The following is a 25,076-nucleotide window of genomic DNA, read 5'->3' as shown; positions in this document are numbered from 1 at the left end:
TGCTCCTTGTAGAGACGCTCATGATCGGCTGCCGCGCGCGATCAGTCTGGAACGTTTGTGCAGAGTTGCCGGTAAGCGGCCGGCGTGATCCGGTACGCGCGGCGGAACCAGCGGCCCAGGTGGCTCTGGTCGGCGAAGCCGACGTCCGCGGCCGCCTGCGCGGGCGTGCGGCCGGCCGCCAGCAGCCGGCGCGCGGCACGCAGCCGCAAGCGCACCAGGTACGCGTGCGGCGACGTGCCGAACGCGCGCTGGAACAGCCGCGTCAGCCGGAACCGGTCGATCCCTGCTGCATGCGCGAGTTCATCGAGCCCGATGTTGTCGTCCATGTGTTCATGCAGCAGATCGCGCACGCGTGCGATCGCGGGCGGCACGACGGCGCTTTCCAGCACGAGCGACCCGCGCAGTTCGCCGCCGAGCCGGATCAGCAGGCGGTCGAGCGTCTGGTCGCGCGCGAGCTTGCCTTCGTTGCCGTGGATCGCGACAAACGCCTGGCGGATCGCGTCGACGAGGCCGCGATCGTCGACGAGCGTATGGCCGAACGACGCCTCGACGCCGCCGAGGCCCGGCAGGTCCAGCCGGCGCGCCGCGCGCTCGACCCACGCTTGCGGCAGGTAGAGCATCCCGTAGGTGAAGCCGCCGGCTTCGGGCGCATGGCCGTCGTGCAGCGCGCCCGGCTCGATCAGGATCGCGCGGCCCGGCACGCTCGTATGCACCGACCGGTGGCACTGGAATTGCTGGACGCCCTGTTCGGTGAAGCCGACCAGCATGTCGTCATGATCGTGCGCATCGTAGGCATGGCCGTTGAAATGCGCATGCAGGCTTTCGATGCCGGTTTCCGCATCGCGTCGCGCGACGAGCCAGTGGCCGGTTGTGTCGATGTGCTTCGCGGGTGTCGTCATCGGATGCGTCGCGCGTTGTGGTTGCGTGACGAATAGTGTACGCAGGTCGCGGGGCAGCGGGGACGGGTGCGCATCATGCTTCGTTTGCCGTCGCCTGTTCGTCGCGGGCGTATTGCGCGGGCGGCCGGCCGACGTGGCGTGTGAACGCGACGCTGAAGGTGCTCGCGGAACTGTAGCCCACGCGCCCGGCGATCTCGGCGATGCGGCCCTCGTTGCGGCGGAGCAGGTTCTTCGCGAGCGCCATGCGCCACGTGAGCAGATATTCCATCGGCGCGACGCCGACTGCGCGGCTGAAGCGTTCGAAGAAGGTCGAGCGCGACAGCGCGGCTTCCCTGGCGAGCTCGACGACCGTCCACGGGTGCGCGGGGCGTGCGTGCATCCCGCGGAGCGCGGCGGCGAGACGGCTATCGGCGAGCCCGCGCACGAGGCCGGGCGACGCATCCGTGCCGGCCGAGAATCGCAAGGCCTCGATCAGCAGCACTTCCACGAGTCGCGACAGCACGAGTTCGCGCGCGGGCCGCTGCGCACGCGATTCGTCTCGCACCAGTTGCACGAGCGTGGTCAGGCGCGGCTCGCCGCGCACGTGCACGTATTGCGGCAGTAGCGACACCAGCAGCGCAGCGTCGGGCGAACTGAAACTGCAATGGCCGGCCATCATGCGCGTGTCGACCGGGCGGTCCGCGTCGCCGATCCGGTATTCGCCGTTGTCGAGCACGACCGGGGCGGCCGTTTCGACACCCGGCGGCGGCAGTTCGAAGCTGGAGATCGACACGCCGTAGGCAGCCGGAATCAACACGAAATCGCCGGGCAGCAGCTCGATCGGCGGATGTCCGTCGATCGCGACGCGGCACCCTCCATCCAGGACCGCGCAATAGAACGGCTCGCCGGCGACCGTCCGGCTGATGCGCCAGGGGCTCGCGCCGTGAACCAGCTTGGAATACCGCGTGCTCGGTTGCAGCAGCGTCACGACCTCGGCTAACGGATCGATCATCGCCGGACTCTCACAAATGAAAATCGGATTTTCGATTGTAGCGAATACGGATCCGGCCATCTATCGTACGAACACATGCTCAACACGTCACAGGAGTGAGTTCGCATGAAGACCGTATTGATCACCGGCTGTTCCTCCGGCTTCGGCCTCGAGATCGCCCGCTATTTCCTGGCCCGCGACTGGCAGGTCGTCGCGACGATGCGTACGCCGCGCGAGGGCGTGCTGCCGCCGTCGCCGAACCTGCGCGTGCTGGCGCTCGATGTCACGAACCCCGAGAGCATCCGCGCGGCGATCGATGCCGCCGGCCCGATCGACGTGCTCGTCAACAATGCAGGTTTCGGCGCGGCCGCACCGGCCGAACTGATGCCGATCGACACCGTGCGCGCGCTGTTCGAGACCAACACGATCGGTACGATCGCGGTGACGGAAGCCGTGCTGCCGCAGTTGCGCCGGCGTGGGGCCGGCGTCGTCGTGAACGTCACGTCGAGCGTCACGCTGAAGGTGCTGCCGCTGCTTGCCGCCTATCGCGCCAGCAAGGCGGCGGTCAATGCGTACACCGAATCGATGGCGCTCGAACTCGCGCCGTTCGGCGTGCGTGCGCATCTCGTGCTGCCGGGGCGTGCGCCCGACACGCGTTTCGCCGACAACGCGCGCGCGCACATGCATGGCTTCGAGCACGAGGCTTATGCGGAATTTGCCGCGGCGGTCTTTGCGCGCATCGTCGACGAATCCGCGCCGGTCACCCACGCGCAGGACGTCGCCGAAGCGGTATGGCGCGCGGCGACCGATCCGTCGAGCCCGATGCGCATTCCGGCCGGCGCCGATGCCGTCGCGTGGGCGGCGGAAGCGGGCTGAGGCGGGCCGAGGCTCGTCGGCGCGCGCGAGCGGTTGTTTGCCGGCGACCGGCGCCTGGGTGATGCAGGATGACGCCGGCCTGCAACGGGCCGGCGGCGCGATGCCGCGCGCGGCGCGCCCGGCGTGCCGTTACAGCGCGCGCCGGATCGCCTGCTCGAGCAACGACAACCCGAGATCGATTTCCGCGTCGCTGACGGTCAGCGGCGGCGCGATCCGGAACACGCCGCCCATGCCCGGCAACTGCACGATGTTCATGCTGAGCCCGAGCTTCATGCATTCGCGCGTGATCTTCGCGCCGAGCCCGTCCGCCGGTTCCTTCGTGCGGCGATCCTTGACGATCTCGACGCCGAGCAGCAGCCCGCGTCCGCGCACGTCGCCGATGCAGTCGAAGCGTTCCATCAGGTCGAGCAGGCCGCGCCGGAGCCGGTCGCCCATCACGTTCGCCCGCTCGACGAGCCCGTCGCGCTGCACGACGTCCAGCACGCGCAGGCCGACGGCCGCCGGCAGCGGGTCCGACACGTGCGTCGTGTAGAACAGGTAGCCGAGTTCGTGCGCGCGTTCCTCGATTGCCGCGGACGTCACCATCGCCGCGAGCGGCAGCCCGGCGCCGAGCGTCTTCGACAGCGTCAGGATGTCGGGCGTCACGCCGTCGCGCTGGCACGCGAACATCGTGCCGGTGCGGCCGACACCGGTCTGCGCCTCGTCGAGGATCAGCAGCATCCCGCGTTCCTCGCACTTGCGCTTGAGCGCCGCCATGTAGCCGTCCGGCAGTTCGATGATCCCGCCCGAGCTGAGGATCGGTTCCGCGATGAACGCCGCGAGGTTGCCGCTCGACTGGCGATCGATCAGGTCGAACGCGTAGTCGAGTTCAGCCAGATAGTCGTAGGCGCCGTTGTGCTCGAAGCGCGGCCGGTACGTGAACGGCGCCGGAATCGCGAACGAGCCGACGGCGGCCGGCCCGACGCCCTTGCGGCCGGCGCTGTAGGTGGCCGACGCGGCCGCGCCGGTCATCCCGTGCCACGACTGCGCGAAGCCGACGATCTCGTACTTGCCGGTGACGAGCTTCGCCATCCGGATCGCCGCTTCGTTCGACTCCGCGCCGGTGCTGAGCAACAGCGCGCGATCGAGCCCGGCGGGCGTGACGTCGGCGAGGCGCGTCGCGAGGTCGACGACCGGCCGCGACAGCATCCCGCTGAACAGGTGGTCGAGCTTGCCCGCGTATTCGCCGATCACGGACACGATCTCCGGATGGCAGTGGCCGAGCACCGCGCTCATCTGGCCCGACGTGAAATCGAGGATCGCCCGGCCGTCCGCGTCGTACACGAAGCTGCCCTTCGCGCGCTCGATGATCATCGGCTCGAACGTGCCGCCGTAGCGGACCAGGTGCTGCGTGGCGTTGCGCCAGAAGGTCGGGTCGTCGTTCAGGGACATCGGGCGTCTCCAGGAAGGGGCAGGGGGCGCTTGCAGTCTAGGCGCGCGTCTGGTTTGATGGAAACGAATAGTTCTAATGCAAGGTAGAAAAGGAGCTAATACCTTGGCGCTTTCGCTCGAAATCGACCTGCTGCGCTCGTTCGTCGTGATTGCCGAGGTGCGCGCGCTCAGCCGCGCGGCCGCGCGCGTCGGCCGGACCCAGTCCGCGCTCAGCCAGCAGATGAAGCGGCTCGAGGCGGCCGTCGACCAGCCGCTGTTCCAGCGCACCGGGCGCGGCGTGGTGCTGACCCATCCGGGCGAGCGGCTGCTGGTGCATGCGCAGCGCATCCTGCGGCTGCACGACGAGGCGATGGCCGACCTGTGCGGCACGGGGTTGTCGGGGACGATCCGCTTCGGCTGCCCGGACGATTACGCGGAGGTCTGGCTGCCTTCGCTGCTACGGCAGTTTTCGAGCCAGCATCCGCAGGCGATCGTCGAGGTCGTGTGCGGGCCGACGCCGCGGCTCATCGAGCAGCTGGACAAACGCGCAGTCGATCTGGCGATGATTTCATTGCCGGACGACGGCGCGAACGACGACATCATTCGCCGCGAGCAGCTGGTCTGGATCGGCTATCCAGGGCTCGAGCCCGCGCATTTCGATCCGTTGCCGCTGGCGCTGTCCGATCGCGACACGCTCGATCACCTCGCGGCTTGCGAGGCGCTGGATCGCGCGGGCCGCGATTACCGCGTCGCGTATGCGAGCAGCAGTCTCGCGGGGCTGATCGCGCTGGTGCGTTCGGGGCAGGCGTTCGCGGTGATGACGCAGACGGCGGTGCCGGCCGACCTGGCGATCGTCACCGGCGATCCGCGCTTGCCGCCGTTGCCGGCCGTGGGTATTACGCTGAAGTTCGATCGCAAGCGGCCGTCGCATCTGACGGCGGCGTTCGCCGAGCATATCCGGCTCACGCTGCCGCTGTTGTGATGCGCGCGGCCGCCGCGCCGACGCATCACTCGACCGTCGACGAGGCCGACATCGTGGCCGGGCCGCGTGCGTCGGCATCGGCCGCCGCATCGCGCATGCGGATCGCCGCCTGCATGCCGGACAACTTGAGTTCGGTCTCCTGATATTCGTTGGCCGGCTCGGAATCGGCGACGATGCCGCAGCCCGCGAACAACCGGCACGCGCCGCCGTCGACCAGCGCCGAGCGCAGCGCGACGATGAAGTCGCCGTTGCCGTGCGCGTCGATCCAGCCGACGGGCGCCGCATACCAGCCGCGATCGAAGCCTTCATGCGCGCGGATGTGGTCGAGCGCTTCGGCGCGCGGATGGCCGGCCACGGCCGGCGTCGGGTGCAGCGCCGCGATGACCTGCAGCAGCGTCGCGTCCGCCTTCAGCGTTGCGCGGATCGGCGTGCTCAGGTGCTGCAGCCTCGGCAGCCGGTGCAGCGACGGTTGCTCGGGCACGTCGAGCGTGCGCGACAGCGGCGCGAGCGCCGCGCGGATCGCGTCGACGACGAGCGCGTGTTCGAGCCGTTCCTTCGCGGAATCCATCAAGGCCGCGCCGAGCGCGCGATCGTCGTCGGGCGTGGCGCCGCGCCGGATGGTCCCGGCCAGCGCATGCGTGCGCACGTCGCCGGCCGCGACACGCGCGAGCCGTTCCGGCGTGGCGCCGACGAAGCAAGCGCCTTCACGGCGGACCGCGAACAGGTGCGCATGCGCGTCGCGCTTGCGCAGCCGGCGCAGCAGCGGCGCGATGGCAACGGGCCGCGCGTACTGCTCGAGCACGTCGCGCGCGAGCACGACCTTGCCGAACGCGCCGCCGTGGATCGCGTCCACCGCGCGCCGGACTTCGTGCTGCCATTCGCTTGCCTGCAGCGCCTGCGTGTGCAGCAGATGCGGGGCATCGTCGTCATGGGCGGCGGCGAGCGTGCCGAGCGACTCGATGCGCGCGAGGCACGCATGCGCGAGCACGGCCGGATCGTCGTGCGCGGCGACGACGTGCTGGCAGGCGGCCCAGTGCGCATCGCCTTCGCGCACGATCAGCAGCTTCGCCACCGTCATGCTCGCGTCGGGAAACGGCGCCCAGTGCGTGCTGCGTGGGCCATGCGAGTCGAACCGGAAGCCGCCGACGAGGCGCGGCGGTTGCGGGCCGGCCGTCACCGCATCGCGAACGAGTGTGCGCCAGCGTGCATCGATCTGCGCGAAGCGCGTGTCGCCGGTGGCGGTCAGTTCGAGCGCGCCGTCCCAGCCGAACAGCGTAACGGACGCATCGCCGGCCTCGTGGAAGCACCACGGCGTGGCGCCGTCGTCCCACGCGGCGATCAGGTCGAAGAAGTCGAGCGGGCGCAGCGGCACCGACACCGACGCGAGTGTCGGCGTGCCGGTGTCGGCGGCGCGCCGGGCCGCACGGGCGAAGGTGTCGTGCAGCAGCGGGAGGCCGGCGTTCATGCGAGCCCCCGCTGTTGCCGCCAATACTGCGTCTGCTGCGCGATGTACCACGCGATCAGGCCCGAGAACAGCGTTTCGACGTAGTCGGCATCGAGGCCGGCCTGTTCGGCCCAGCGGCGCCGGTCGGGCAGCATCGCGGCCACCCGTTCCGGCGCGGCGATGCTCGCTTCGTCGGGCTTGAAGCGCGACGCAGCCTTCACATACTGCATGCGCAGGCCGAGCGCTTCGATGATGTCGGCGTCCAGGCGATCGATGGCTTCGCGAATGTCGGGCAGCCCCGTGCAGGCGTCCGGTGTCTTCATGTGTACTCCTTTCCGTAACGAAGGGATTGGTCGATCCGTTCGACCAGATGCGCGATCACCGCCGGGTATTGGTGGCGCAGGTAGAAGTGGTCGCCGCTGAACGTCTCGATGCGGATCGGGCGCGACGCGACGTCCTGCCACGCATGTGCCTCGTCGTGGTCGAGCTCGGAATCGGCAAGCGGCAGCATCACGCCGAGCGGCGTCGTGAGCCGCGGCGGCCGGTCGCGGCGATACGTCTCGATCGCGCGGTAGTCGCTGCGGATCATCGGCAGGTAGAGCGCGCGCATTTCCGGATCGGCGAGCAGCGCGGCGTGCTCGCCCGACAGCCGTGCGACATCGCCCACCAGCGCATCGTCGGATTGCAGGTGCAGGTCCGACAGGCGCTGGCGATGCGGCGGCGGCAGCGCGGAGACGGCCAGGTAAAGCGGCGTCGCGCCGCGCGCTTCGAGCCGCGCCGCCACCTCGTACGCGAGCGCCGCGCCGAGGCTGTGCCCGAACAGCACGAGCGGCGCGTGGGCATAGCGTTGCAGCGCGTCGGCGGCGGGGCCGGCGAGTGCGTCGATCGACGTCAGGCATGGCTCGCCGAAGCGTTCCTCGCGGCCCGGGTACTGCAGCGCGAGCAGGTCGACGTCCCACGGCAGCGCGCGGCTCCAGCCGCGAAAGAAATTCGCGGTGCCGCCGGCGTGCGGGAAGCAGACGAGTTGCGCGCGCGGGCACGGCGACAGGCGCAGTTCGCGGATCCAGTTCGAATCGGTCGGCCGCGCGCTCATGCGGCCGCCGCCTGCAACTGGCGGCGCAGCAGGTCGCGCAGCGATTTCTTGCTGGTCTTGCCGATGCCGGTTTCCGGGAAGCGCGGCATGAACTCGATGCGATCGGGAATCTTGAACGCCGCGAGCCCGCAGTCGCGCAGGTAGCGTTTCAGCACCAGCCGGGACGGTGCGGGCGCACGGGCGACGACGAACGCGCACGTGCGCTCGCCGAGCAACGGGTCGGGCATCGCGACCACCGCCGCGTCGTGCACCTGCGGGTGGGCGAGCAACAGGTTCTCCACTTCCTCGGCGGAGACCTTCTCGCCGCCGCGATTGATCTGGTCCTTGTCGCGGCCTTCGACGACGAGGTCGCCGTCTGCGGTGCGCCGCACGCGGTCGCCGCTGCGATAGAAGCCGTCGGCCGTGAACGCGGTCGCGTTGTGCTCGGCGAGCCGGTAGTAGCCGCGGATCGTGTACGGGCCGCGCACCTGCAGTTCGCCGATTTCACCGGGCGCGACGGGTTCGCCGGCATCGTCGACGATGCGCACTTCGTCGCCGTCCGACACGGGGCGGCCCTGCGTGTGCGCGATCCGTTCGGGCGAATCGTCGAGCCGCGTGCAGCAGATGAGCCCTTCGGCCATCCCGAACACCTGCTGCAGCTGGCAGCCGAGCACGGGCGTCACGCGCGCGGCCGCGTGGTCCATCAGTCGCGCGCCGCCGACCTGCAGCACGCGCAGGCTCGACAGGTCGGCCCGCCGTTGCGGCTGTTCGTCGAGCCACAGCAGCGCGAGCGGCGGCACGAGCGCGGTATGCGTGACGCGCTCCCGCGCGATCAGCGCGAAGCTCTGTTCGGGCTCGGGCCGCCCGGTCGTGATGACGCGGCCGCCCGCGAGCAGCGCGCCGATCGTGCCGGGGCAGCACAGCGTGAAGTTGTGCGCCATCGGCAGCGCGGCGAGATATACGGTGCTGGCGTCGAAGCCGCTCGCGGCGCTGCACGCGCGCACGTTGTACAGGTATTCGCGGTGACGGCGCGGGATCAACTTCGGCGTGCCGGTCGTGCCGCCCGACAACTGGAAGCACGCGATGTCGTCGGCGCGCGCCGCGCATTCGCGCAGCGGCGGCGCATCGTACAGCGCGTCGAACGGCGTGAACGCGTGATCGCCGCCGGCCATCACGACGTGCTCGAGCGTCGGGCAATCGGCCTGCAACGCGGCCGCGAGCGGGCGGCAGTCGAATTCGCCGAGTTGCGCCGCGCCCAGATATGCACGTGCGCCGGCGAAGCGGCAGAACGCGCCGATCTCGTAGTGCCGGTGAGCGGGGAGGGCGAGCACCGGTCGCACGCCGAGCTGGAACAGCGCGAAGCACGTCTCGATGAAGCGAGCGCCGTTCGGCAGGTGGACGACGACCGCGTCGCCGCGCGTCAGGCCGAGACGCGCGAAGCCGCCCGCCAACCGGCGGATGCGCGCGAGCAGGTCGCGATAGCTGAGCCGGCAGGCGCCGTCGACGACGGCGAGCGCATCGGGATCGCGCTGCGCTTGTGCGTCGAGCGCATCGAAGAAAGTCGTGTCTTGCCAATAGCCGGCGTCGCTGTAGCGGCGTGCGAAGTCGTCGGGCCAGTCGGGCGCGTCGGCCGGGAAGGCCGGCGCCACGGAGGGAAGGGAGGATTGCATGCGCTGACCTTGGGTTCCGGCAAGTTGTCAGAAAATGTAAATGAGAGGTATTATCATTTGTAACAAGTGCCGCGATAGCGCCGTTTCTTTCGATATCGCGGCAATTTCATTCGATCGGGCGCCTGTCGCGCGGCGCCCGCCCGGCCCGGCCGGACAATCGGCCGGTTGCCGCCGGCGCGCGCCGGGCCGCGCGTGCCGCCTAACCAACGGACCTCCGATGAGCTCGACCTCCTTCGCTTCGTCACGACGTCACCCGCCGGTGCTCGTGCCCGGCAATCATCCGGGCGTGGTGCACATCGACGCGGGCATGAAACTCATGAGCGGCACGCTGTGCTCGGATAGCCGCGACTGGTACGAGGAGCCGCTCGAAAAAGGGCTGAAGCTCGTCCTCGTGCAGAGCGGGCAGTTGCGCTGCCGTGTGCCGGGCCAGCCCGAGCAGTGCATCAAGGGGCCGGGCCTGTGCGTGATCGCCAACGACGGCGAATTCACGACGCACCAGATCTACGACCGCGACACGCCGCTGCGCTACACGATCGTGCAGCTCGGCCTCGACGCGCTCGACCGCAACCTGAGCCTGTTGCCGGAGAAGATGCTCGCGCCGACGGGCGGCGATCCGCGCATCGTCAGTTGCCCGGCGTCGAAGGCGCTGCAGGCGCTCGCGGTGCAGATCGCGACCTGCCCGTTCGAGGGCGCGGTGCGCGAGTACTACCTGAAGGCCAAGGCCTTCGAGCTGACCGCGTTGAGCGCGCAGCTGCTGGCGACGCAGCGGCAGTTCGCGCCGGCCGACGTGCGCGTCACGTCGTCGGATGTCGAGCGCGTGTATGCGGCGAGCGACATCCTGACGCGCGAGCTCCAGCAGCCGCCCACGCTCGACGCGCTCGCCGGTAGGGTGGGGATGAATTCGCGCAAGCTGACGGCCGGTTTCCGCAAGGTGTTCGGCACGAGCGTGTATGCGTACCTGCAGGAATACCGGCTGCGGACCGCGCACGCGATGCTGTGCGCGGAGGACGCGAACGTGTCGACCGTGGCGTACCGCGTCGGCTATAGCCCGGCCCATTTTTCGATCGCTTTCCGCAAGCGCTACGGCATTTCGCCGAGCGATATTCGTGCGTCGTCGAACGCGATCGACGACGTCGAGACGGAGCGCGCGGCAATCTAAAACAACTGACCGGCAGCCTAAAGCAATCGACAAGGCTCATGGGAGTGAATGAGATAGATTCTCATTCACGGGTGGCCGCCGCCGCGCGGATCCGCCATCGAACGACCCATACAAGGCGTGCCCATGAGCCAGACCGCTGTCGATTCCAGCATCGATCATTCCGATCCTTCCCGTTTTTCTCCCATTGCCTTTCGCTCGCAGCTCGTCGCGATGATCGCCGAGCTGCTCGACGAGCCCGTCGACGAAATCGCGTCGCTCGACGATGACGAGGACCTGCTGAGCTGCGGCCTCGATTCGATCCGGCTGATGTATCTGCAGACGCGCGTGAACCGCCTCGGCTACGCGCTGACGTTCGATGCGCTCACGCGTACGCCGACGCTCGGCGCGTGGGCCGAACTGCTCGCGAATGCGCCACGCGTCGCCGCGGCGATGCCTGATGCCGAGGCGGCCGAGGTCGTCGACGTCGACGTGCATGCGCCGTTCGACCTGTCCGCGGTGCAGCAGGCGTACTGGCTCGGCCGCGGCGACGGCGAAGTGCTCGGCAACGTGAGCTGTCATGCGTTCCTCGAGTTTCGCTGCCGTGCGATCGATCCCGTTCGTCTCGACGCGGCATGCCGGCTCGTGCGCGAGCGCCATCCGATGCTGCGTGCACGCTTCACCGGGGGCCGCCAGCAGATCGTCGCGGCGCCGGACGCGCCGGTGTTCGCGCATGCGGACTGGCGCGACAGGGCAGCCGCCGAGGCGGAAACCGAATGGGTGTCGCTGCGCGCGCGCCGGTCGCACGAATGTCTCGACGTCGAGCACGCGCAGGTCTTCATGATGGGGCTCGTGCAAATGCCCGGCGGCGAGGATCGCGTGTGGCTGAGCGTCGACCTGCTCGCGGCCGACGTGGACAGCGTGCGGCTGCTGATGCAGGAAATCGGCGCTGCCTATGCCGAGCCGTCGGCGTTGCCCGACGCACCGTCGACGTGGTTCCCGGCCTGGCTCGCGCGTCGCGCGGCCGATACGCGCGATGCGCGGGCCACGGCGCGTGATGCGTGGCAGGCGCGACTCGCCACGCTGCCGGAAGGGCCGGCGCTGCCGCTCGCCCGTGCACCGGAAACGATCCGTGCGCCGCGTTTCAGCCGCATCGCGCATACGCTGAGCACGGCCGAACTCGCGCGCCTGCAGGCACGGGCCGCGCAGCATGGCGTCACGCTGTCGTCGGTGTTCGGCGCGGCGTTCGCCGCGGTGCTCGCACGCTGGAGCGGCCGTCACGCGTTCCTGCTCAACGTGCCGTTGTTCGACCGGCACGGCGATGCGCCCGATCTCGGCCGCGTGATCGCCGATTTCACGACGCTGCTGCTCGTCGAATGCGACCTGCACGCCGACGCGAGCGCGGCCGACGCGGTGCGCGCGTTCCAGCAGCGGCTGCACGGCGCGATCGCGCAGGCCGCGTATCCGGCGCTCGACGTGCTGCGCGATGCGCGCCGGCAGGGCACGCCGCGCGCGGCGCCCGTCGTGTTCTCGTGCAACCTCGGCGATGCGCCGTTCGTGCCCGACGCATTCGCGCGCGTGTTCGGCGATCTGCACGACATGATTTCGCAGACCCCGCAGGTGTGGCTCGACCATCAGCTCTATCGCGTGCCGGACGGCGCGCTGCTCGCGTGGGACAGCGTCGACGGCCTGTTTCCCGACGGGATGATCGATGCGATGTTCGGCGCGTATGTCGCGCTCGTGCAGGCGCTGTGCGATCGCGACTGGCGGCTGCCGATCGCCGTCGAGCTGCCGTCCGCGCAACGACGCGTGCGCGACGCGCTCAACGCGGTGCCCGCACCCGGGCGGCCGCGCACGCTGCATGCCGACTTCTTCGCATTGGCCGCGCGCGAGCCGGCAGCCGTCGCGTTGCGGTGCGGCGAGCAAGCGGTGACGCGCGGCGAACTGGCCGCACAGGCGCTCGCGATCGCGGGCGGCTTGCGCGCGGCGGGCATCGGTCACGGCGACGCCGTCGAGATCAGTCTGCCGCGCGGGCCCGCACAGGTGGCCGCGGTGTTCGGCGTACTGGCCGCCGGCGCATGCTATGTCCCGCTCGACATCGCGCAGCCCGCCGCGCGCAAGGCGTTGATCGAACGCGCGGCCGGGGTAAAGGCCGTGATCGGCGACACGACGCTCGCCGATGCAGCGTTGCCGCATGTCGGCGTCGCGGCGCTGATGCGGCACGAACCGCTGGTCGCGCCGCTCGCCGTGGCCCCGCAGGCCACCGCGTACGTGATCTACACGTCCGGTTCGACGGGCGTGCCGAAGGGCGTCGAGATGACGCACGCGGCGGCGCTCAACACGATCGATGCGATCGATGCGCTGCTCGGCGTGCATGCGCAGGATCGCTTGCTCGCGGTATCGGCGCTCGATTTCGACTTGTCGGTGTACGACCTGTTCGGCGTGCTCGGTGCCGGTGCCGAGCTTGTGCTGCCGACCCAGGACGACGCGCGCGACGCGGCGCGCTGGATCGAGCTGATTGCGCAGCATCGCGTGACGCTGTGGAATTCGGCGCCCGCGCTGCTGGAGATGGCGCTGGCGGTGCCGGCCGCGGCCGACGCGTGCCGCAGCGTGCGCGCGGCGCTGTTGTCCGGCGACTGGATCGCACTCGATCTGCCGGCGCGCCTGCGTGAACGGTGCGGCGACGCGTGTGCGTTCCATGCGCTCGGTGGCGCGACCGAGGCCGGCATCTGGTCGAATGTGCAGACGGTGCGCGACGTGCCGCCGCACTGGCGTTCGATTCCGTATGGCCGGCCGTTGCCGGGGCAGGCCTATCGTGTTGTCGATGCCGACGGCCGCGACGTGCCGGACTACGTGCCGGGCGAACTGCTGATCGGCGGCGACAGCCTCGCGCGCGGCTACCGGAACGATCCCGAGCTGACCGCGCAGCGCTTCGTGCAGCAAGCGTCGGGCCGCTGGTATCGCACGGGCGACCGGGGCCGCTACTGGCCCGACGGCACGCTCGAATTCCTGGGGCGCGAGGATCGTCAGGTGAAGGTGCGCGGGCACCGGATCGAGCTGGGCGAGATCGAGGCCGCGCTGGCCGCGCATCCGCTGATCGACGGTGCGTGTGCGAGCGTGGTCGGCGGCGAGGCCGCGCGCATCGCCGCGGCGTTCGTGCCGGCCGATCGCGCATCGGATGCAACGCTGTCATCGCCCGTACTCGCGGAAGCGGACGTTGCCGATACGCTGCACGCGGAAGCGGCCGTCGCGCGCGCGGTCGCCGCTCGGCTGCTCGACGGCGATGCGGGCTTGCCGCCGTCGCTGCGCGTGCATTGGCATGCAAAGGATGACGTATCGATGTCGATCGACGGCGCGCTCGATCGGCTTGGCTGGTTTGCCGCCGATCTCGACGACCTGACCGGCGCGCTGCGTGCGCTCGCGGCGGACCCGGAAGGCGCCGCGCGGCGTGTGCCGCTCGATCCGCGGATCGCACCGCTGGCGTTCGCGGCGCGTCTGCCGGACGGCGCACGCGCACTGCACGAGTTTGGCGATGCACTGCAGGCCCAGGCCGCCGCGCGCACCGAACCGATGCGGGTCGCGGTGCTCGATGCGCGCGCCGGGCAATGGTTCGATGCGGGGCTCGGCGTGCTCGACGATCCGCGCTTCGACGTGACGTTGTTCGACGCGTCGCCGGGTCTGCTGCACAACGCGCACGCGTACTTCACACGAACGATGCCGACGTTGCAGGCGACGCAGGACGGCCTGCTGCCCGCCCGCCATCTCGGCCGGTTCGATTGCGTGATCAGCTTCGCGGCGGCGCACCTGCGAGACGATCCGCGCGAGACGTTCCGGATCGCGGCAGCGTTGCTGGCGCAGCATGGCCGCCTGCTGCTCGCCGACGTGCTGCGCGATTCGCCGCTGCGCGAACTCGTCGCGGGCGTGACGGGCGATGCGTCGCTGCCGCGGCTGTTTGCACCCGACGCGCTGGCGTCGGCGGCACACGCATGCGGCTTTGCGCTGGATGATTCGCGGAGCTGGCGCTCGACTGCCTTTGCCTGCATCGACGCGCGCCGTGTCGGCGAACCGGTCGCGCAAGCGGCACTGGCCGACTGGCTGCGCGTCCGGTTGCCCGACGCGATGCGTCCTGATGCGCTGTGGTGCCTCGCGCGCTGGCCGCTCAACGCGAACGGCAAGATCGACCGGCGAGCGGTGGGCGATGCGCTCGCGCGGGCGCTTGGCGACACCCTGGCCGCACACGATGCGTTCGTGCCGGCGGACGAACGGCAGGCGACGCTGCTCGCGTGCTGGGAGCACGCGCTTGGCCGCCCGGCGAATGCGCGTGACGCGACGTTCTTCGCGCTCGGCGGCGACAGCCTGCTCGCGACGCGCCTGCTCGCGCAGCTGCGCGAGCGGCTCGGCGTGCGGGTGGGGATGGCGGCGTTCTACCGGCAGCCGACGCTCGCGGGTCTCGCCGCGCAGCTCGACGAGGCCGCACCGGCCGCGCCGCCCTCGCACGCTGCGGGCGATGCGCCGGTTGCGACGATCGAGGAGGGCGTGCTGTGAGCTTCGATGACGTGCTCGATCTTTGCCGCGAACGCCAGATCGAACTGTGGTGCGACGACGGCGGACAATTGCGCTATCGCGCGCCGGCCGGCGCACTCGATGCAGACCTGGCCGCGCGCATCAAGGCAGAACGCGATACGTTTATCCGCTTCCTGCAGGACGGCGCGTGGCGCAGCGATCCGGCGCGCCGGCACGAGCGGTTCGCGCTGACGCCGGTGCAGGCCGCGTATGTGCTCGGCCGGCATGAATCGTTCGAGTTCGGCGGCAATGCGTGCCATCTGTATGTCGAATACGGGGAGCCCGCGAATCTCGACTGCGTGCGCTTCGAGGCGGCGTGGAATGCGTGCGTCGCGCGGCATCCGATGCTGCGCGCGATCGTCGAGGACAACGCATGGCAGCGTGTGCTGCCCGACGTGCCGTGGCAGCCGCTCACGGTGCATCACCTGCGCGAGGCCGATGCGAACGCATTCGACGCGCACGTGAAACGCGTGCGCGAGCGCCTCGACCATGCGGTGCATGCGCTCGACCGCTGGCCGGTGCTGCAGCCGGAAGTGAGCCTCGGGCCGGATGGCGCGGTACTGCACCTGTCCATCGACTTCACGCTGATCGACTACGCGAGCCTGCAGTTGCTGCTCGCCGAATGGCGGCGACGCTACGACGATCCGCAATGGCAGCCCGCGCCGCTCGACGCGACGTTCCGCGATTACGTCGTCAATGAAGCCCAGGCCGGCACGCGCGCCGATCATGCGCGTGACAAGGCGTGGTGGCTCGCGCGCATCGACGATCTGCCCGCGCGGCCCGATCTGCCGGTGGTGCCCGCGATGCGTGCCGACGCGCGGCCGCGCTTCACGCACCGGCATGCGCGGCTCGATCGCGCGCAATGGGCTGCGCTGAGCAGCTACGCGAGCCGTTTCGGGCTGAGTGCGGCAAGCGTCGCGCTGGCCGCGTTCGCCGAAGTCGTCGGCCGCTGGAGCCAGTCGCCCGCGTTCTGCCTGAACCTGACGGTGCTGAACCGTCCGCCCGTGCATCCGCGCATCGACGCGGTGCTCGGCGATTTCACCGCATTGAGCCTGCTTGCTGTCGACGTAGCGCAAGGGCGCGATTTCGTCGAGCGTGCGCGCACGATCGGCGCGCGGATGTTCGACGACCTCGACCATCGCGCGTTTGCCGGTGTAGACGTGATGCGCGAACTCGCGCGGCGGCGCGGCAAGGACGCGGCGCTGATGCCGGTGGTGTTCACGAGCGGCATCGGCAGTGTCGGCCGCCTGCTCGGTGAGCGAACGACCCGCGCCGAGCCGCCTCTCTACATGATCAGCCAGACGCCGCAGGTCTGGCTCGACTGCCAGGTGACCGACCAGTTCGGCGGACTGGAAATCGGCTGGGACGTGCGCGACGACCTGTTTCCGGACGGCATGCCCGCGGCGATGTTCGATGCGTATGTCGCGCTGCTGGGCCGGCTCGCGGCTGAAGCCGAGTGGTGGTCGCGCGAGGGTGACATCGTGCTGCCGTCCGCCGCGCCCGCCGCCGAGATCCATCCGGATGCCGATACGCATATCGCGGCCGGCTTCGCCGCGCAGGCGTTGCGTACGCCCGAGGCGCCGGTGGTGATCGATGCACAAGGGGCGCGCACGTATCGCGACGTCGCGCAGCACGCGGCGGCGTTGCGGTCAGCGCTTGAACAAGCCGGCGTCGGCGAGGGTGACACCGTCGCGGTGCTGATGCCGAAGTGCGCGCACCAGCTCGCAGCCGTGCTCGCGATCGTCCAGGCGGGTGCCGCGTACGTGCCGGTCGACAGCCGCCAGCCGGCGCTGCGGCAGCAGGCGATCCTGCGTAATGCGCGGGTTCGGGCGGTCGTCAGCGTGCAGGCGCTCGACTTCGAACATGATGGGTGCACGCGCATCGATATCGACACGTTGCCGATCGATCCGCAATGGCCGCCTCGCGCTGCGCATGAAATCGACGGCGACGCGCTCGCCTACGTGATCTATACGTCGGGCTCGACCGGCGAACCGAAGGGCGTGATGCTGAGCCACGCGGCCGTGTGCAACACGCTCGCCGACATCAGCGCGCGCCATGAAGTGGGCGACGGCGACGTGGTGCTCGGCCTGGCCGAACTGAGTTTCGACCTGTCCGTCTACGACTTCTTCGGCGCGACCGCGCGCGGCGCGTGCATCGTGCTGCCCGATCCGGCGCGCGGCAACGATCCGTCGCACTGGGCCGAGCTGATGGTGCGCCACCGCGTGACGCTGTGGAACTCGGTGCCCGCGCAAGGGCAGATGCTGATCGACTATCTCGAAGGCGAACCGGCGCTCGACGTGCCGGGCCCGCGCCGCGTGCTGTGGTCGGGGGACTGGATTCCGGTGACGCTGCCCGCACGCTGGTGGCGGCGCTGGCCCGACAGCGCGTTGTTCAGCCTGGGCGGCGCGACCGAGGCGTCGATCTGGTCGATCGAGCATCCGATCCGTGCGGCGGACACGCAGCTTGCCAGCATTCCGTACGGCCGCGCGCTGACCGGGCAGACGATGGAAGTGCTCGACGCACTCGGCCGGCCGTGCCCGCCCGGCGTGCGCGGCGAGATCCATATCGGCGGGGTGGGGCTCGCAACGGGTTACGCGAACGATCCCGTGCGCACGGCCGAACGCTTCATCCGTCATCGCGACGGGCGCAGGCTGTATCGCACCGGCGATCTTGGCCGCGTGCGCGCCGACGGTTCGCTCGAATTCCTCGGGCGGCAGGACGATCAGGTGAAGATCCGCGGCTACCGGATCGAGCTGGCCGAGATCGACGCGGCGCTGACCGCGCATCCGCTCGTCGGCGCGGCTGCAACGATCGTGCTCGGCGAAGGCGCGGAGCGCCGGCTCGCGAGCTTCGCTTCGCTGCACGGCGTGGAATCGGCACCGAACGCACAGGACGACGCGCTGCACGAGATCGTGAAGCACGTGCGTACTGTGTTCGACGCCGCGCGCTGGCCCGCGCATGCGGACGTGGTGAAGTCGGTCGCCCAGCTCGAAGCGGCCTGCGTCGCGTCGCTGGCCGCGTGGATCGTGCCGGCAGGCGAGCTGATCGAGGAGGCCGCGACGGATTTCGCGACGTTGTGCGAACGGCTGCGCGTGCCGGCGGCGCGACAGCATCTGCTGCGTCACTGGCTCGCGATGCTCGACAAGCATGGCGTGCTGCAAGCGGATGCCGAAGCAGGAGGCTGGCGTCTGCGGCCCGATACCCGCCACGCCGACGCTCACGCGTGCTGGGATGCGTTTGCGCAGCACGCATCGCCCGAACTGTGGCCGGCCGTCCTCGTCGACTACTTCCGCGACAGCGCGCGATGCCTCGACGCGCAGGTGGACGGCAGTGTGTCGCCCGCCGGCCTGATGTTCCCGGAAGGCGCATCGCATATCGCCGACGCGATGTACAGCGAAGGCGAACATGCGCACGCACTGCACAACGGGATGGCGCAGGCCGTGCGCGCGGTCGTCGCACGCGAGCCGCAGCGTCCGTGGCGCATCCTCGAGATCGGTGCGGGAACGGCCGCGGCGACACGCGCGATCGTCGACGTCCTTGCACCGCTGGTCGAAGCGGGCGCGCGGATCGACTACCTGTTCAGCGACGTGTCGAGCTATTTCCTTGCCGCGGCGCGCGAGCGCTTCGCCGCGTATCCGTGGATGCGGTTCGTGCGGTTCGACATGAACGCACCGTTCGACGCGCAGGGCATCGCGCCGCATTCGATCGACGTCACGATCAGTTCCGGCGCATTGAACAACGCGCGCGACACGGTCGCGCTGATCGCCGGATTGCGGGCGCTGTCGGCGGCCGATGCGTGGTGGGTGATCCAGGAACTGACGACCGAGCATCCGGAGATCAGCATCAGCCAGGGGCTGATGATGGAAACGCCGAACGACGCGCGTGCCGAGTCGGCGCGGTTGTTCGTGCCGCGTGCGCAGTGGCTCGAATGGCTGCAGTCGGACGGCGGCGATCGCGCGCTCGGTTGCGTGGCGCCCGGCACGCCGCTCGATGCGCTCGGCTACGACATCCTGCTCGCGCACGTGAAGCGCGGCGCGGCACGCATCGCGCCGGACGCGGTGCTGGCGTTCGTCGCGGAGCGCGTGCCGGGCTACATGGTGCCGTCGCAATTGCGCGTGCTCGACCGTCTGCCGGTGACCGCGAACGGCAAGATCGATCGCCGTACGCTGGCCGGCATCGCCGACATCCGCGAACCGGAGCCGGCGGCCGCGCGACCCGTCCACACGCACACCGCTGCCGATCCGTTGCTAGCCCGGTTGATCGGCTTGTGGGAAGCGGTGCTCGATACGCGCAACGTCACGCCGGATCAGGACTTCTTTGCGGCGGGCGGCGATTCGCTGCTGATCGCGCAACTCGTGTCGCGGCTGCGTGGCGAGGAGCCCCTTGCGCAAGCGCATCCGTTCGACCGGCTGCTGCGCTGGGTGCTAGCCCAACCGACACCCGCTGCGTTCGCGCAATGCCTGCGCGATGCGGGCGAGCAGCAGGCGGCCGCGACATCGCCTGCTGCCCCGCGCACGACCCACGCGTCGGCGGTCATCCACGCACCTGCGCCACGCGTGCGTGCCGACGTACGCCCGATTCCGCTCGCGCCGGGCGACGGCGTGCCGCGCGTGATCGTGCACGAAGGGCTCGGCACCGTGCATGCGTATCGTCCGGTCATGCCGGCGCTCGCGCGGCTTGGCCCGGTGCTCGGCTTCGCGGTGCGCGATGCGCAGGACTATCTCGAGGTGCCGGCGCACCACCTGAACGCGACGCTCGGCCGGCGCTATGCCGATGCGTTGTGGCGCACCGGCGTGCGCGAAGTCGACGTGCTCGGCTACTGCTCGGGCGGGCTGGTCGCGCTCGAAATGGCGAAGTCGCTGGTGCAGCTCGGCGTCGACGTGCGCACGCTGGACATCGTGTCGAGCTACCGGATTCCGTACCTGATCGAAGACGAACGGCTCGTGCTGTTCAACTTCGCGGCGACGCTCGGGCTGCCGCTCGACGCGCTCGGGTTTCCGGAAACGTACGTGCTGGCCGACGCGCTCGCCGACGCATTGAAGGCCGACCCCGCGCGTCTCGCGCCCGGCAGCCTGCAGGCACAGCTGGAAATCTTCGGCGATCGCTGCGAGCCGCTCGACGCGTTGCGCCGCCGCGTGCTGCGCGCGGCGGCCGGATTGTCGATGCAGGACGCGGTCGCGCATCCGCTGCTCGACGAACGCGAACGGCTGTACCGGCTCTTCATGCATTCGGTGCAGGCGAGCCACTGGGCCGGCGACGCGCCTTATGCGGGCGCGCTGCGGCTGTTCGTGCCGGAGCGCTGCAACCCGCTGATTCCGCAGCAGCGCGCAGCGCTCACCGAATACTGGACGGCGCAGGCGCTCGGCGGCATCACGGCCGTCGATATCCCCGGTGGTCATTTCGACTGCCTGAATACCGCGTTCGTCGACACCCGCCTGAAGGAGGCGCAATGAAGGTTCATCCGCTGCCGGTCGTCGTGGCCGGCTCACGCTTCGGCCAGTTCTATGCGGCGGGCCTCGCGGCGTCCAGCACGTATCGCGTCGCGGGCATCCTGGGGCAAGGCAGCGCGCGCACCGCCGCGCTGGCCGCGCGTGTCGGCGCGCCCGTGTTCGATGCGCCTGAATCACTGCCCGAGGACGTGCGGGTCGCGTGCGTCGCGGTCGGCGGCGCGGCGCGCGGCGCCGACGGGGCCGGGCTCGCGTGCCGGCTGCTCGAACGCGGGATCGACGTCGTGATCGAGCATCCGCTGCTGCCCGACGAATGGAGTCGCGTGCTGCGCACCGCGTCGCGCCATGGCCGCCGCTGTCTGCTCAACAGCTTCTATCCGAACCTGCCGGTCGTCTCGCGTTTCATCGCCGTCGCGCGACGGCTGCGCGAAACGAGCGCGCCCGTGCATGCGGATGTCGTGTGCTCGGTGCAGGCCAGTTTCGCGGCGCTCGACGTGCTCGCGGCCGCGCTGCAGGGCGTGGGCCCGTGGTCGGTCGAGCCGGTCGGGCCGGCGCTGTCGTCGATGCGCGAATGCGCGATGGTGCTCGCCGAAACACCCGTGTCGCTGCGTGTGCACAACGAGATGGCGGCGGCCGACGATGGCCGGATGAGCGTGCTGTTCAGCATCACGCTGACGACGGACGCCGGCACGTGGACGCTCGCGTCGCCGCACGGCCCGCTGTGGTGGGCCCCCGCGCTGCGTGAACCGGAGATCGACGAACACGGGCTGTTCCCGATCTTCGGCGAGACGGCGGGCAGCGACATGCCGAGCATCCAGATCTGCGACGACGCGCGCGACACGTGGGGCGCGATTCATGCGCGCAGCTGGCCGCAAGCGGCCGTGCGCGCGGTCGATCGGCTCGTGTCGGGTGAAGGGCTACACGCATGCAACCAGCGCAGCATCGACGTGACACGTGTCTGGCAGCAACTGACGATGCAGCTCGGGTTTCCGGAGCAGCCGCCGGGCGACGCGCGCGCGGCCACGCTCGGCATGCTGCTGGAGCGTGCCGCATGAAGGGGCCCTTGCTTTCGATGTTGCGGCCGTTCGCGGTGCCGCTCGTCGCGGCGGTCGTGTTGCAAGCGCTGGCGGGTGTCGCGTCGCTCGTGCCGTGGCTCGCGCTCGGCCGGGTCGCCGACGCGTGGCGTGCGACCGCGCAGCTCGACGCGACGGCGCGCGGCTGGCTCGTCGCGGCCGTGGTGGCCGGCGTGTGCTGGCTGGGCGGCCAGACGGTCGCGCTGCACCTGACGCACCGGGTCGACGCCGATCTCGCCGCCCGCTTGCGCAGGCGCCTCGCCGATCATCTGCAACGCCTGCCGCTCGGCTGGTTCGCGCGGGCAGGCAGCGATCGCGTCGCGCGTCACGTCGACCAGGACGTGCGTGCGCTGCACCAGCTCGTCGCGCACGCACCGGCCGATGTCACGCAACTCATCGTCGTGCCGTGCGCGGCGCTCGCGTGCCTGCTTTACCTGAATCCCGCGCTGCTTGCGTTCGCGCTCGTGCCGCTCGTCGCGGGCGCCGCGCTGTTTCGCTGGATGCGTTCGGCGCGGTTCGTGCCGGCCGTCGCGTCACGCAACGCGGCGCTTGAACAGCTGATGGGCGATTACGCGCAGCTCGCGCAGAACCCGGCGCTCGTGCGGCAGTATCCGGGCGCCGGCATCGAGGCGGCCGCGCTTGAGTCGACCGGGCGCTTCGAACAGGCGTTTTCGGCGTGGGTCGGCCGCGTCGGCGGGCCCGGTGCGTGCACGCAGGTGCTGCTCGGCACGCCGTTCCTGCTCGCGTGGGTCGTGTTCGGCGCGATGTGGCTCACGGCCGGCCGCTTGCCGGTGGGCGAACTGTGCGCGTTCGCGCTGCTGATCTGGGCGGTGGCCGCGCCGGTGCGCGCGCTCGGCCACGGTGCCGACGCGTTGCGCGAGGCGCGCGCGGCCGCGGCACGCGTCGATGCGTTGCTCGCACTGCCGGTCTTGCCTGAACCTGCCGTTGGCGCCGCACAGGTGCCGCGCGATGCGTCGATCGAGCTGCGCGGCGTGCGTGTCGACATCGACGGCACGCCGATCCTGCGCGACATCGACGCGTCGATCGCGGCCGGCACGACCACCGCGATCGTGGGACCGTCAGGCGCGGGCAAGAGCACGCTGCTGATGCTGCTCGCCCGCTTCATGGATCCGGACCACGGCACGGTGCGGCTCGGCGGCGCCGATCTGCGGCTGCTCGCGTCGGATACGCGGCGCGAACAGATGGCGATGGTGTTCCAGCACGCCGCCGCGCTCGACGTGTCGATGGCCGCGAACATCGCGCTTTACCGGCCCGATGCCGATCGCGACGCGATTCGCGCGGCCGCGCGCGCGGCCTGTCTCGACGAACGCATCGACGCGCTGCCGGGCGGCTACGACTGCGTGTGCGGGCGCGACGTGCGGCTGTCCGGCGGCGAACTGCAGCGGCTGGCGATCGCGCGTGCGCTGTTGTCGCCGGCGCCGCTGCTGCTGCTCGACGAACCGGCCTCGGCACTCGATCCGCAAACCGGGCGCGCATTGCGCAATGCGCTGCGCGGCGACGCGCGCACGCGCGTGATCGTCAGCCACGATCTCGACGCGATCCGGCATGCGGACCAGATTCTCGTGATGGATCGCGGCCGCATCGTCGAGCGCGGCACGCATGCGGCGCTGCTGGCCACGCGCGGGTTGTATGCAAGGCTATGGCGCGAATGCGGTGCCGTGGGTGAGGAGGCCGCATGATGATGAAGTCGCTCAAACGTTTGCAGTGCCTGCCCGCCGAAACCCGTCGCGCGCTGTGGCGCGGGGCGGGCTGGGCGGTGGCCGCCGCATTGCTCGACGGCGCCTGCGGATTGCTGCTCGTGCCGTTGATCCGCGCATGGTTTGCCGGCGCGCAGGCGGCCGTGCTGCACTGGACGATCGCGCTCGGCGCGCTGACGCTGTGCCACGCGTTCGTGCTGTACGTCGCGCAACGCGGCGGCTATCGCGCGGGCGGCGCGCTTGCGGCCGGTCTCGTCGAGCGCCTCGTGCGGCACCTGCCGCGCATCGCGTCGTGGCAGGCCGTGCGCGACAGTCATCCGGCCGGGCTGTTGCGCGGGCCGGTGATGCAGGCGATGGGGATTCCCGCGCACCTGCTCGGGCCGCTGATCGGCGCGGTCGTGACGCCGCTCGCGGTCATCGCGGGGCTCGCGTGGATCGACTGGCGCATCGCGCTGTGCGTCGCGGCCGCGGCCGTGCTGCTGTTCGCATTGCTCGAACGCGGCGGCACGCGCACGCTCGCGTTCGAGCAATCGCGCGCGGCGGGCGATCGCGACATGGCCGTGCAGCTTCAGACCTTCGCCGCGCATCAGGGGCTGCTGCGCTTCGCGGGCCAGGAAGGCGACGCGCGCGCGGCGCTGCAGCACGCATTCGACGAGCAGCATCGCCGCACGCGTGCGCTGATGCGGCGCTCGCTGCCGATCGAGCTCGGCTTCGCGGGCGCGGTGCAGGGCGTGTTCGTCGCGATGCTGGTCGGCGGCGCGTGGGCCGTCTCCACCGGCCGGCTCGATGCCGCGACGGCCGTGGCGGTGCTCGTGCTGCTCGTGCGCTTCATCGAGCCGCTCGCGCAGCTCACGCAGCTCGACCAGGCGCTGCGCGGCGGCTGGCGCGCGCTCGACACGGTGCTCGCGGTGCTGCATGCGCCGCTTTTCGATAGCCCCGAGCGCGGCACGCCGGTGCACGATGCGAGCGTCGACGCGGTGCGCGTCGGCTACCGGTCGGCCGCCGGTGCGACGCTGCTCGACGGCGTCGACCTGCATTGCCCGGCGGGCGGCTTCGTCGCGATCGTCGGCCCGACGGGGGCCGGCAAGAGCACGCTGCTGGGCCTGCTCGCACGGCTCGACGATCCGGCCGCCGGGCGCGTGCTGCTCGGCCGCGCCGACGTGCGGCACCTGAGCGAGGCGACGCTCGCCGCGACGCGAAACCTCGTGTTCCAGGACAACGGGCTGTTTCGCGGCAGCCTCGCGTGGAACGTGCGAATGGGCCGCCCGGACGCGACCGATGCCGAGCTGCGCGATGCACTGGACGCGGTCGGCCTGCTGCGCGACGCCGAGCGGTTGCCGGACGGGCTCGAATCCGACGTGGGGCCGGGCGGCCAGTTGCTGTCGGGCGGGCAGCGCCAGCGCGCGTGTCTTGCGCGTGCGCTGCTGGCGCGTGCGCCGGTGCTGATGTTCGACGAGCCGACCGCGAGCCTCGACGAACTGAGCGCGCGGCGCGTGCGCGACAGCCTCGTCGCGCTGCGCGGGCAGCGCACGCGCATCGTCGTCACGCACCAGCCGGCACTCGCGGCGGCCGCCGACACGATCGTCGTGCTCGACGCGGGCCGGGTGCGGGCGACCGGCACGCACGCGCAGCTGGTCGAGACCGACGCGTGGTATGCGACGTTCGCCCGCGCGGGGCGGCCGTCCGACGTGTCACCGACAGCCGACTCGGACGCGGAAGCCCGGCCGGCCGAATCCGAACACTGACGTGAACAATGCGATCCGGCATGCCCGGAATCGATAGGAAAAGCCCCTCGATCGAAAAATCGCCCGCCGGTT

Annotated in this window: 15 protein-coding genes; 8 read left to right on the top strand and 7 right to left on the bottom strand. The window is 70.6% G+C overall.

The features are described from left to right. Nucleotides 1–41: 41 nt before the first annotated feature. Nucleotides 42–899: an AraC family transcriptional regulator gene (locus CFB40_RS28595; RefSeq protein WP_089433080.1), complete on the bottom strand. Its 858-nt coding sequence runs from the start codon at nt 897–899 to the stop codon at nt 42–44. 73 nt (nt 900–972) lie between these two features. Then, nucleotides 973–1,950 (bottom strand): AraC family transcriptional regulator, encoded by a 978-nt coding sequence (locus tag CFB40_RS28590; RefSeq protein WP_089426911.1) that lies wholly within the window; start codon nt 1,948–1,950, stop codon nt 973–975. A 45-nt stretch (nt 1,951–1,995) separates the two neighbouring features. Between CFB40_RS28590 and CFB40_RS28585 the strand changes: the two genes are divergently transcribed. Next, complete coding sequence (locus CFB40_RS28585; protein WP_089433079.1) at nt 1,996–2,745, top strand: SDR family oxidoreductase; 750 nt, start codon at nt 1,996–1,998, stop codon at nt 2,743–2,745. Nucleotides 2,746–2,874: 129 nt separating this feature from the next. On the opposite strand, the gene CFB40_RS28580 is transcribed toward CFB40_RS28585, so the two are convergent. After that, nucleotides 2,875–4,176: an aspartate aminotransferase family protein gene (locus CFB40_RS28580; protein WP_089433078.1), complete on the bottom strand. Its 1,302-nt coding sequence runs from the start codon at nt 4,174–4,176 to the stop codon at nt 2,875–2,877. Between the two features lie 76 nt (nt 4,177–4,252). Here CFB40_RS28580 and CFB40_RS28575 point away from each other — a divergent pair, with 76 nt between their 5' ends. Further along, nucleotides 4,253–5,137: a LysR family transcriptional regulator gene (locus tag CFB40_RS28575; RefSeq protein WP_089433077.1), complete on the top strand. Its 885-nt coding sequence runs from the start codon at nt 4,253–4,255 to the stop codon at nt 5,135–5,137. Nucleotides 5,138–5,162: 25 nt separating this feature from the next. Here CFB40_RS28575 and CFB40_RS28570 read toward each other — a convergent pair whose 3' ends face one another. From CFB40_RS28570 to CFB40_RS28555, 4 genes are read right to left on the bottom strand one after another with little or no spacing between them, the layout of a single operon-like run. Continuing rightward, nucleotides 5,163–6,602, bottom strand: a complete 1,440-nt coding sequence (locus CFB40_RS28570) for an isochorismate synthase (protein ID WP_089433076.1) — start codon at nt 6,600–6,602, stop codon at nt 5,163–5,165. Further along, nucleotides 6,599–6,904: an isochorismate lyase gene (locus CFB40_RS28565; protein WP_089426916.1), complete on the bottom strand. Its 306-nt coding sequence runs from the start codon at nt 6,902–6,904 to the stop codon at nt 6,599–6,601. Before CFB40_RS28565 ends, CFB40_RS28570 begins: the two co-directional genes overlap by 4 nt. Beyond that, nucleotides 6,901–7,674: a thioesterase II family protein gene (locus CFB40_RS28560; RefSeq protein WP_089426917.1), complete on the bottom strand. Its 774-nt coding sequence runs from the start codon at nt 7,672–7,674 to the stop codon at nt 6,901–6,903. Before CFB40_RS28560 ends, CFB40_RS28565 begins: the two co-directional genes overlap by 4 nt. Then, the gene (locus CFB40_RS28555) at nt 7,671–9,323 is read right to left on the bottom strand and encodes a (2,3-dihydroxybenzoyl)adenylate synthase (RefSeq protein ID WP_089433075.1); all 1,653 of its coding nucleotides are present in this window, start codon (nt 9,321–9,323) and stop codon (nt 7,671–7,673) included. Before CFB40_RS28555 ends, CFB40_RS28560 begins: the two co-directional genes overlap by 4 nt. A 217-nt stretch (nt 9,324–9,540) precedes the next feature. Between CFB40_RS28555 and CFB40_RS28550 the strand changes: the two genes are divergently transcribed. The 6 genes from CFB40_RS28550 to CFB40_RS28525 all read left to right on the top strand — a co-directional run bounded on the left by CFB40_RS28550 (nt 9,541) and on the right by CFB40_RS28525 (nt 25,004). After that, the gene (locus CFB40_RS28550) at nt 9,541–10,482 is read left to right on the top strand and encodes a helix-turn-helix domain-containing protein (RefSeq protein WP_089426919.1); all 942 of its coding nucleotides are present in this window, start codon (nt 9,541–9,543) and stop codon (nt 10,480–10,482) included. A gap of 123 nt (nt 10,483–10,605) precedes the next feature. After that, nucleotides 10,606–15,003, top strand: coding sequence for a non-ribosomal peptide synthetase (locus tag CFB40_RS28545; protein WP_089433074.1), 4,398 nt, complete (start codon nt 10,606–10,608; stop codon nt 15,001–15,003). Beyond that, nucleotides 15,000–20,474, top strand: a complete 5,475-nt coding sequence (locus CFB40_RS28540) for a non-ribosomal peptide synthetase (RefSeq protein WP_089433073.1) — start codon at nt 15,000–15,002, stop codon at nt 20,472–20,474. Before CFB40_RS28545 ends, CFB40_RS28540 begins: the two co-directional genes overlap by 4 nt. Next, nucleotides 20,471–21,523 (top strand): Gfo/Idh/MocA family oxidoreductase, encoded by a 1,053-nt coding sequence (locus CFB40_RS28535; protein ID WP_089433072.1) that lies wholly within the window; start codon nt 20,471–20,473, stop codon nt 21,521–21,523. Before CFB40_RS28540 ends, CFB40_RS28535 begins: the two co-directional genes overlap by 4 nt. After that, on the top strand, nt 21,520–23,241 hold the full coding sequence (locus CFB40_RS28530) for an ABC transporter ATP-binding protein (RefSeq protein ID WP_089433071.1): 1,722 nt from the start codon (nt 21,520–21,522) through the stop codon (nt 23,239–23,241). Before CFB40_RS28535 ends, CFB40_RS28530 begins: the two co-directional genes overlap by 4 nt. Beyond that, nucleotides 23,238–25,004, top strand: a complete 1,767-nt coding sequence (locus tag CFB40_RS28525) for an ABC transporter ATP-binding protein (protein WP_373452691.1) — start codon at nt 23,238–23,240, stop codon at nt 25,002–25,004. Before CFB40_RS28530 ends, CFB40_RS28525 begins: the two co-directional genes overlap by 4 nt. Nucleotides 25,005–25,076: the final 72 nt, after the last annotated feature.

It is taken from the genome of Burkholderia sp. AU31652 (assembly GCF_002223155.1).
In the GTDB taxonomy this organism is placed as follows: domain Bacteria; phylum Pseudomonadota; class Gammaproteobacteria; order Burkholderiales; family Burkholderiaceae; genus Burkholderia.
This window is presented reverse-complemented; position numbering and strand designations above follow the sequence as displayed.

Excerpts from the sequence above, each read along its gene's own strand:
- CFB40_RS28595 (WP_089433080.1), bottom strand. The coding sequence starts at position 899 with ATGACGACACCCGCGAAGCACATCGACACAACCGGCCACTGGCTCGTC.
- CFB40_RS28590 (WP_089426911.1), bottom strand. The coding sequence starts at position 1,950 with ATGGCCGGATCCGTATTCGCTACAATCGAAAATCCGATTTTCATTTGT.
- CFB40_RS28585 (WP_089433079.1), top strand. The coding sequence starts at position 1,996 with ATGAAGACCGTATTGATCACCGGCTGTTCCTCCGGCTTCGGCCTCGAG.
- CFB40_RS28580 (WP_089433078.1), bottom strand. The coding sequence starts at position 4,176 with ATGTCCCTGAACGACGACCCGACCTTCTGGCGCAACGCCACGCAGCAC.
- CFB40_RS28575 (WP_089433077.1), top strand. The coding sequence starts at position 4,253 with ATGCAAGGTAGAAAAGGAGCTAATACCTTGGCGCTTTCGCTCGAAATC.
- CFB40_RS28570 (WP_089433076.1), bottom strand. The coding sequence starts at position 6,602 with ATGAACGCCGGCCTCCCGCTGCTGCACGACACCTTCGCCCGTGCGGCC.
- CFB40_RS28565 (WP_089426916.1), bottom strand. The coding sequence starts at position 6,904 with ATGAAGACACCGGACGCCTGCACGGGGCTGCCCGACATTCGCGAAGCC.
- CFB40_RS28560 (WP_089426917.1), bottom strand. The coding sequence starts at position 7,674 with ATGAGCGCGCGGCCGACCGATTCGAACTGGATCCGCGAACTGCGCCTG.
- CFB40_RS28555 (WP_089433075.1), bottom strand. The coding sequence starts at position 9,323 with ATGCAATCCTCCCTTCCCTCCGTGGCGCCGGCCTTCCCGGCCGACGCG.
- CFB40_RS28550 (WP_089426919.1), top strand. The coding sequence starts at position 9,541 with ATGAGCTCGACCTCCTTCGCTTCGTCACGACGTCACCCGCCGGTGCTC.
- CFB40_RS28545 (WP_089433074.1), top strand. The coding sequence starts at position 10,606 with ATGAGCCAGACCGCTGTCGATTCCAGCATCGATCATTCCGATCCTTCC.
- CFB40_RS28535 (WP_089433072.1), top strand. The coding sequence starts at position 20,471 with ATGAAGGTTCATCCGCTGCCGGTCGTCGTGGCCGGCTCACGCTTCGGC.
- CFB40_RS28530 (WP_089433071.1), top strand. The coding sequence starts at position 21,520 with ATGAAGGGGCCCTTGCTTTCGATGTTGCGGCCGTTCGCGGTGCCGCTC.
- CFB40_RS28525 (WP_373452691.1), top strand. The coding sequence starts at position 23,238 with ATGATGATGAAGTCGCTCAAACGTTTGCAGTGCCTGCCCGCCGAAACC.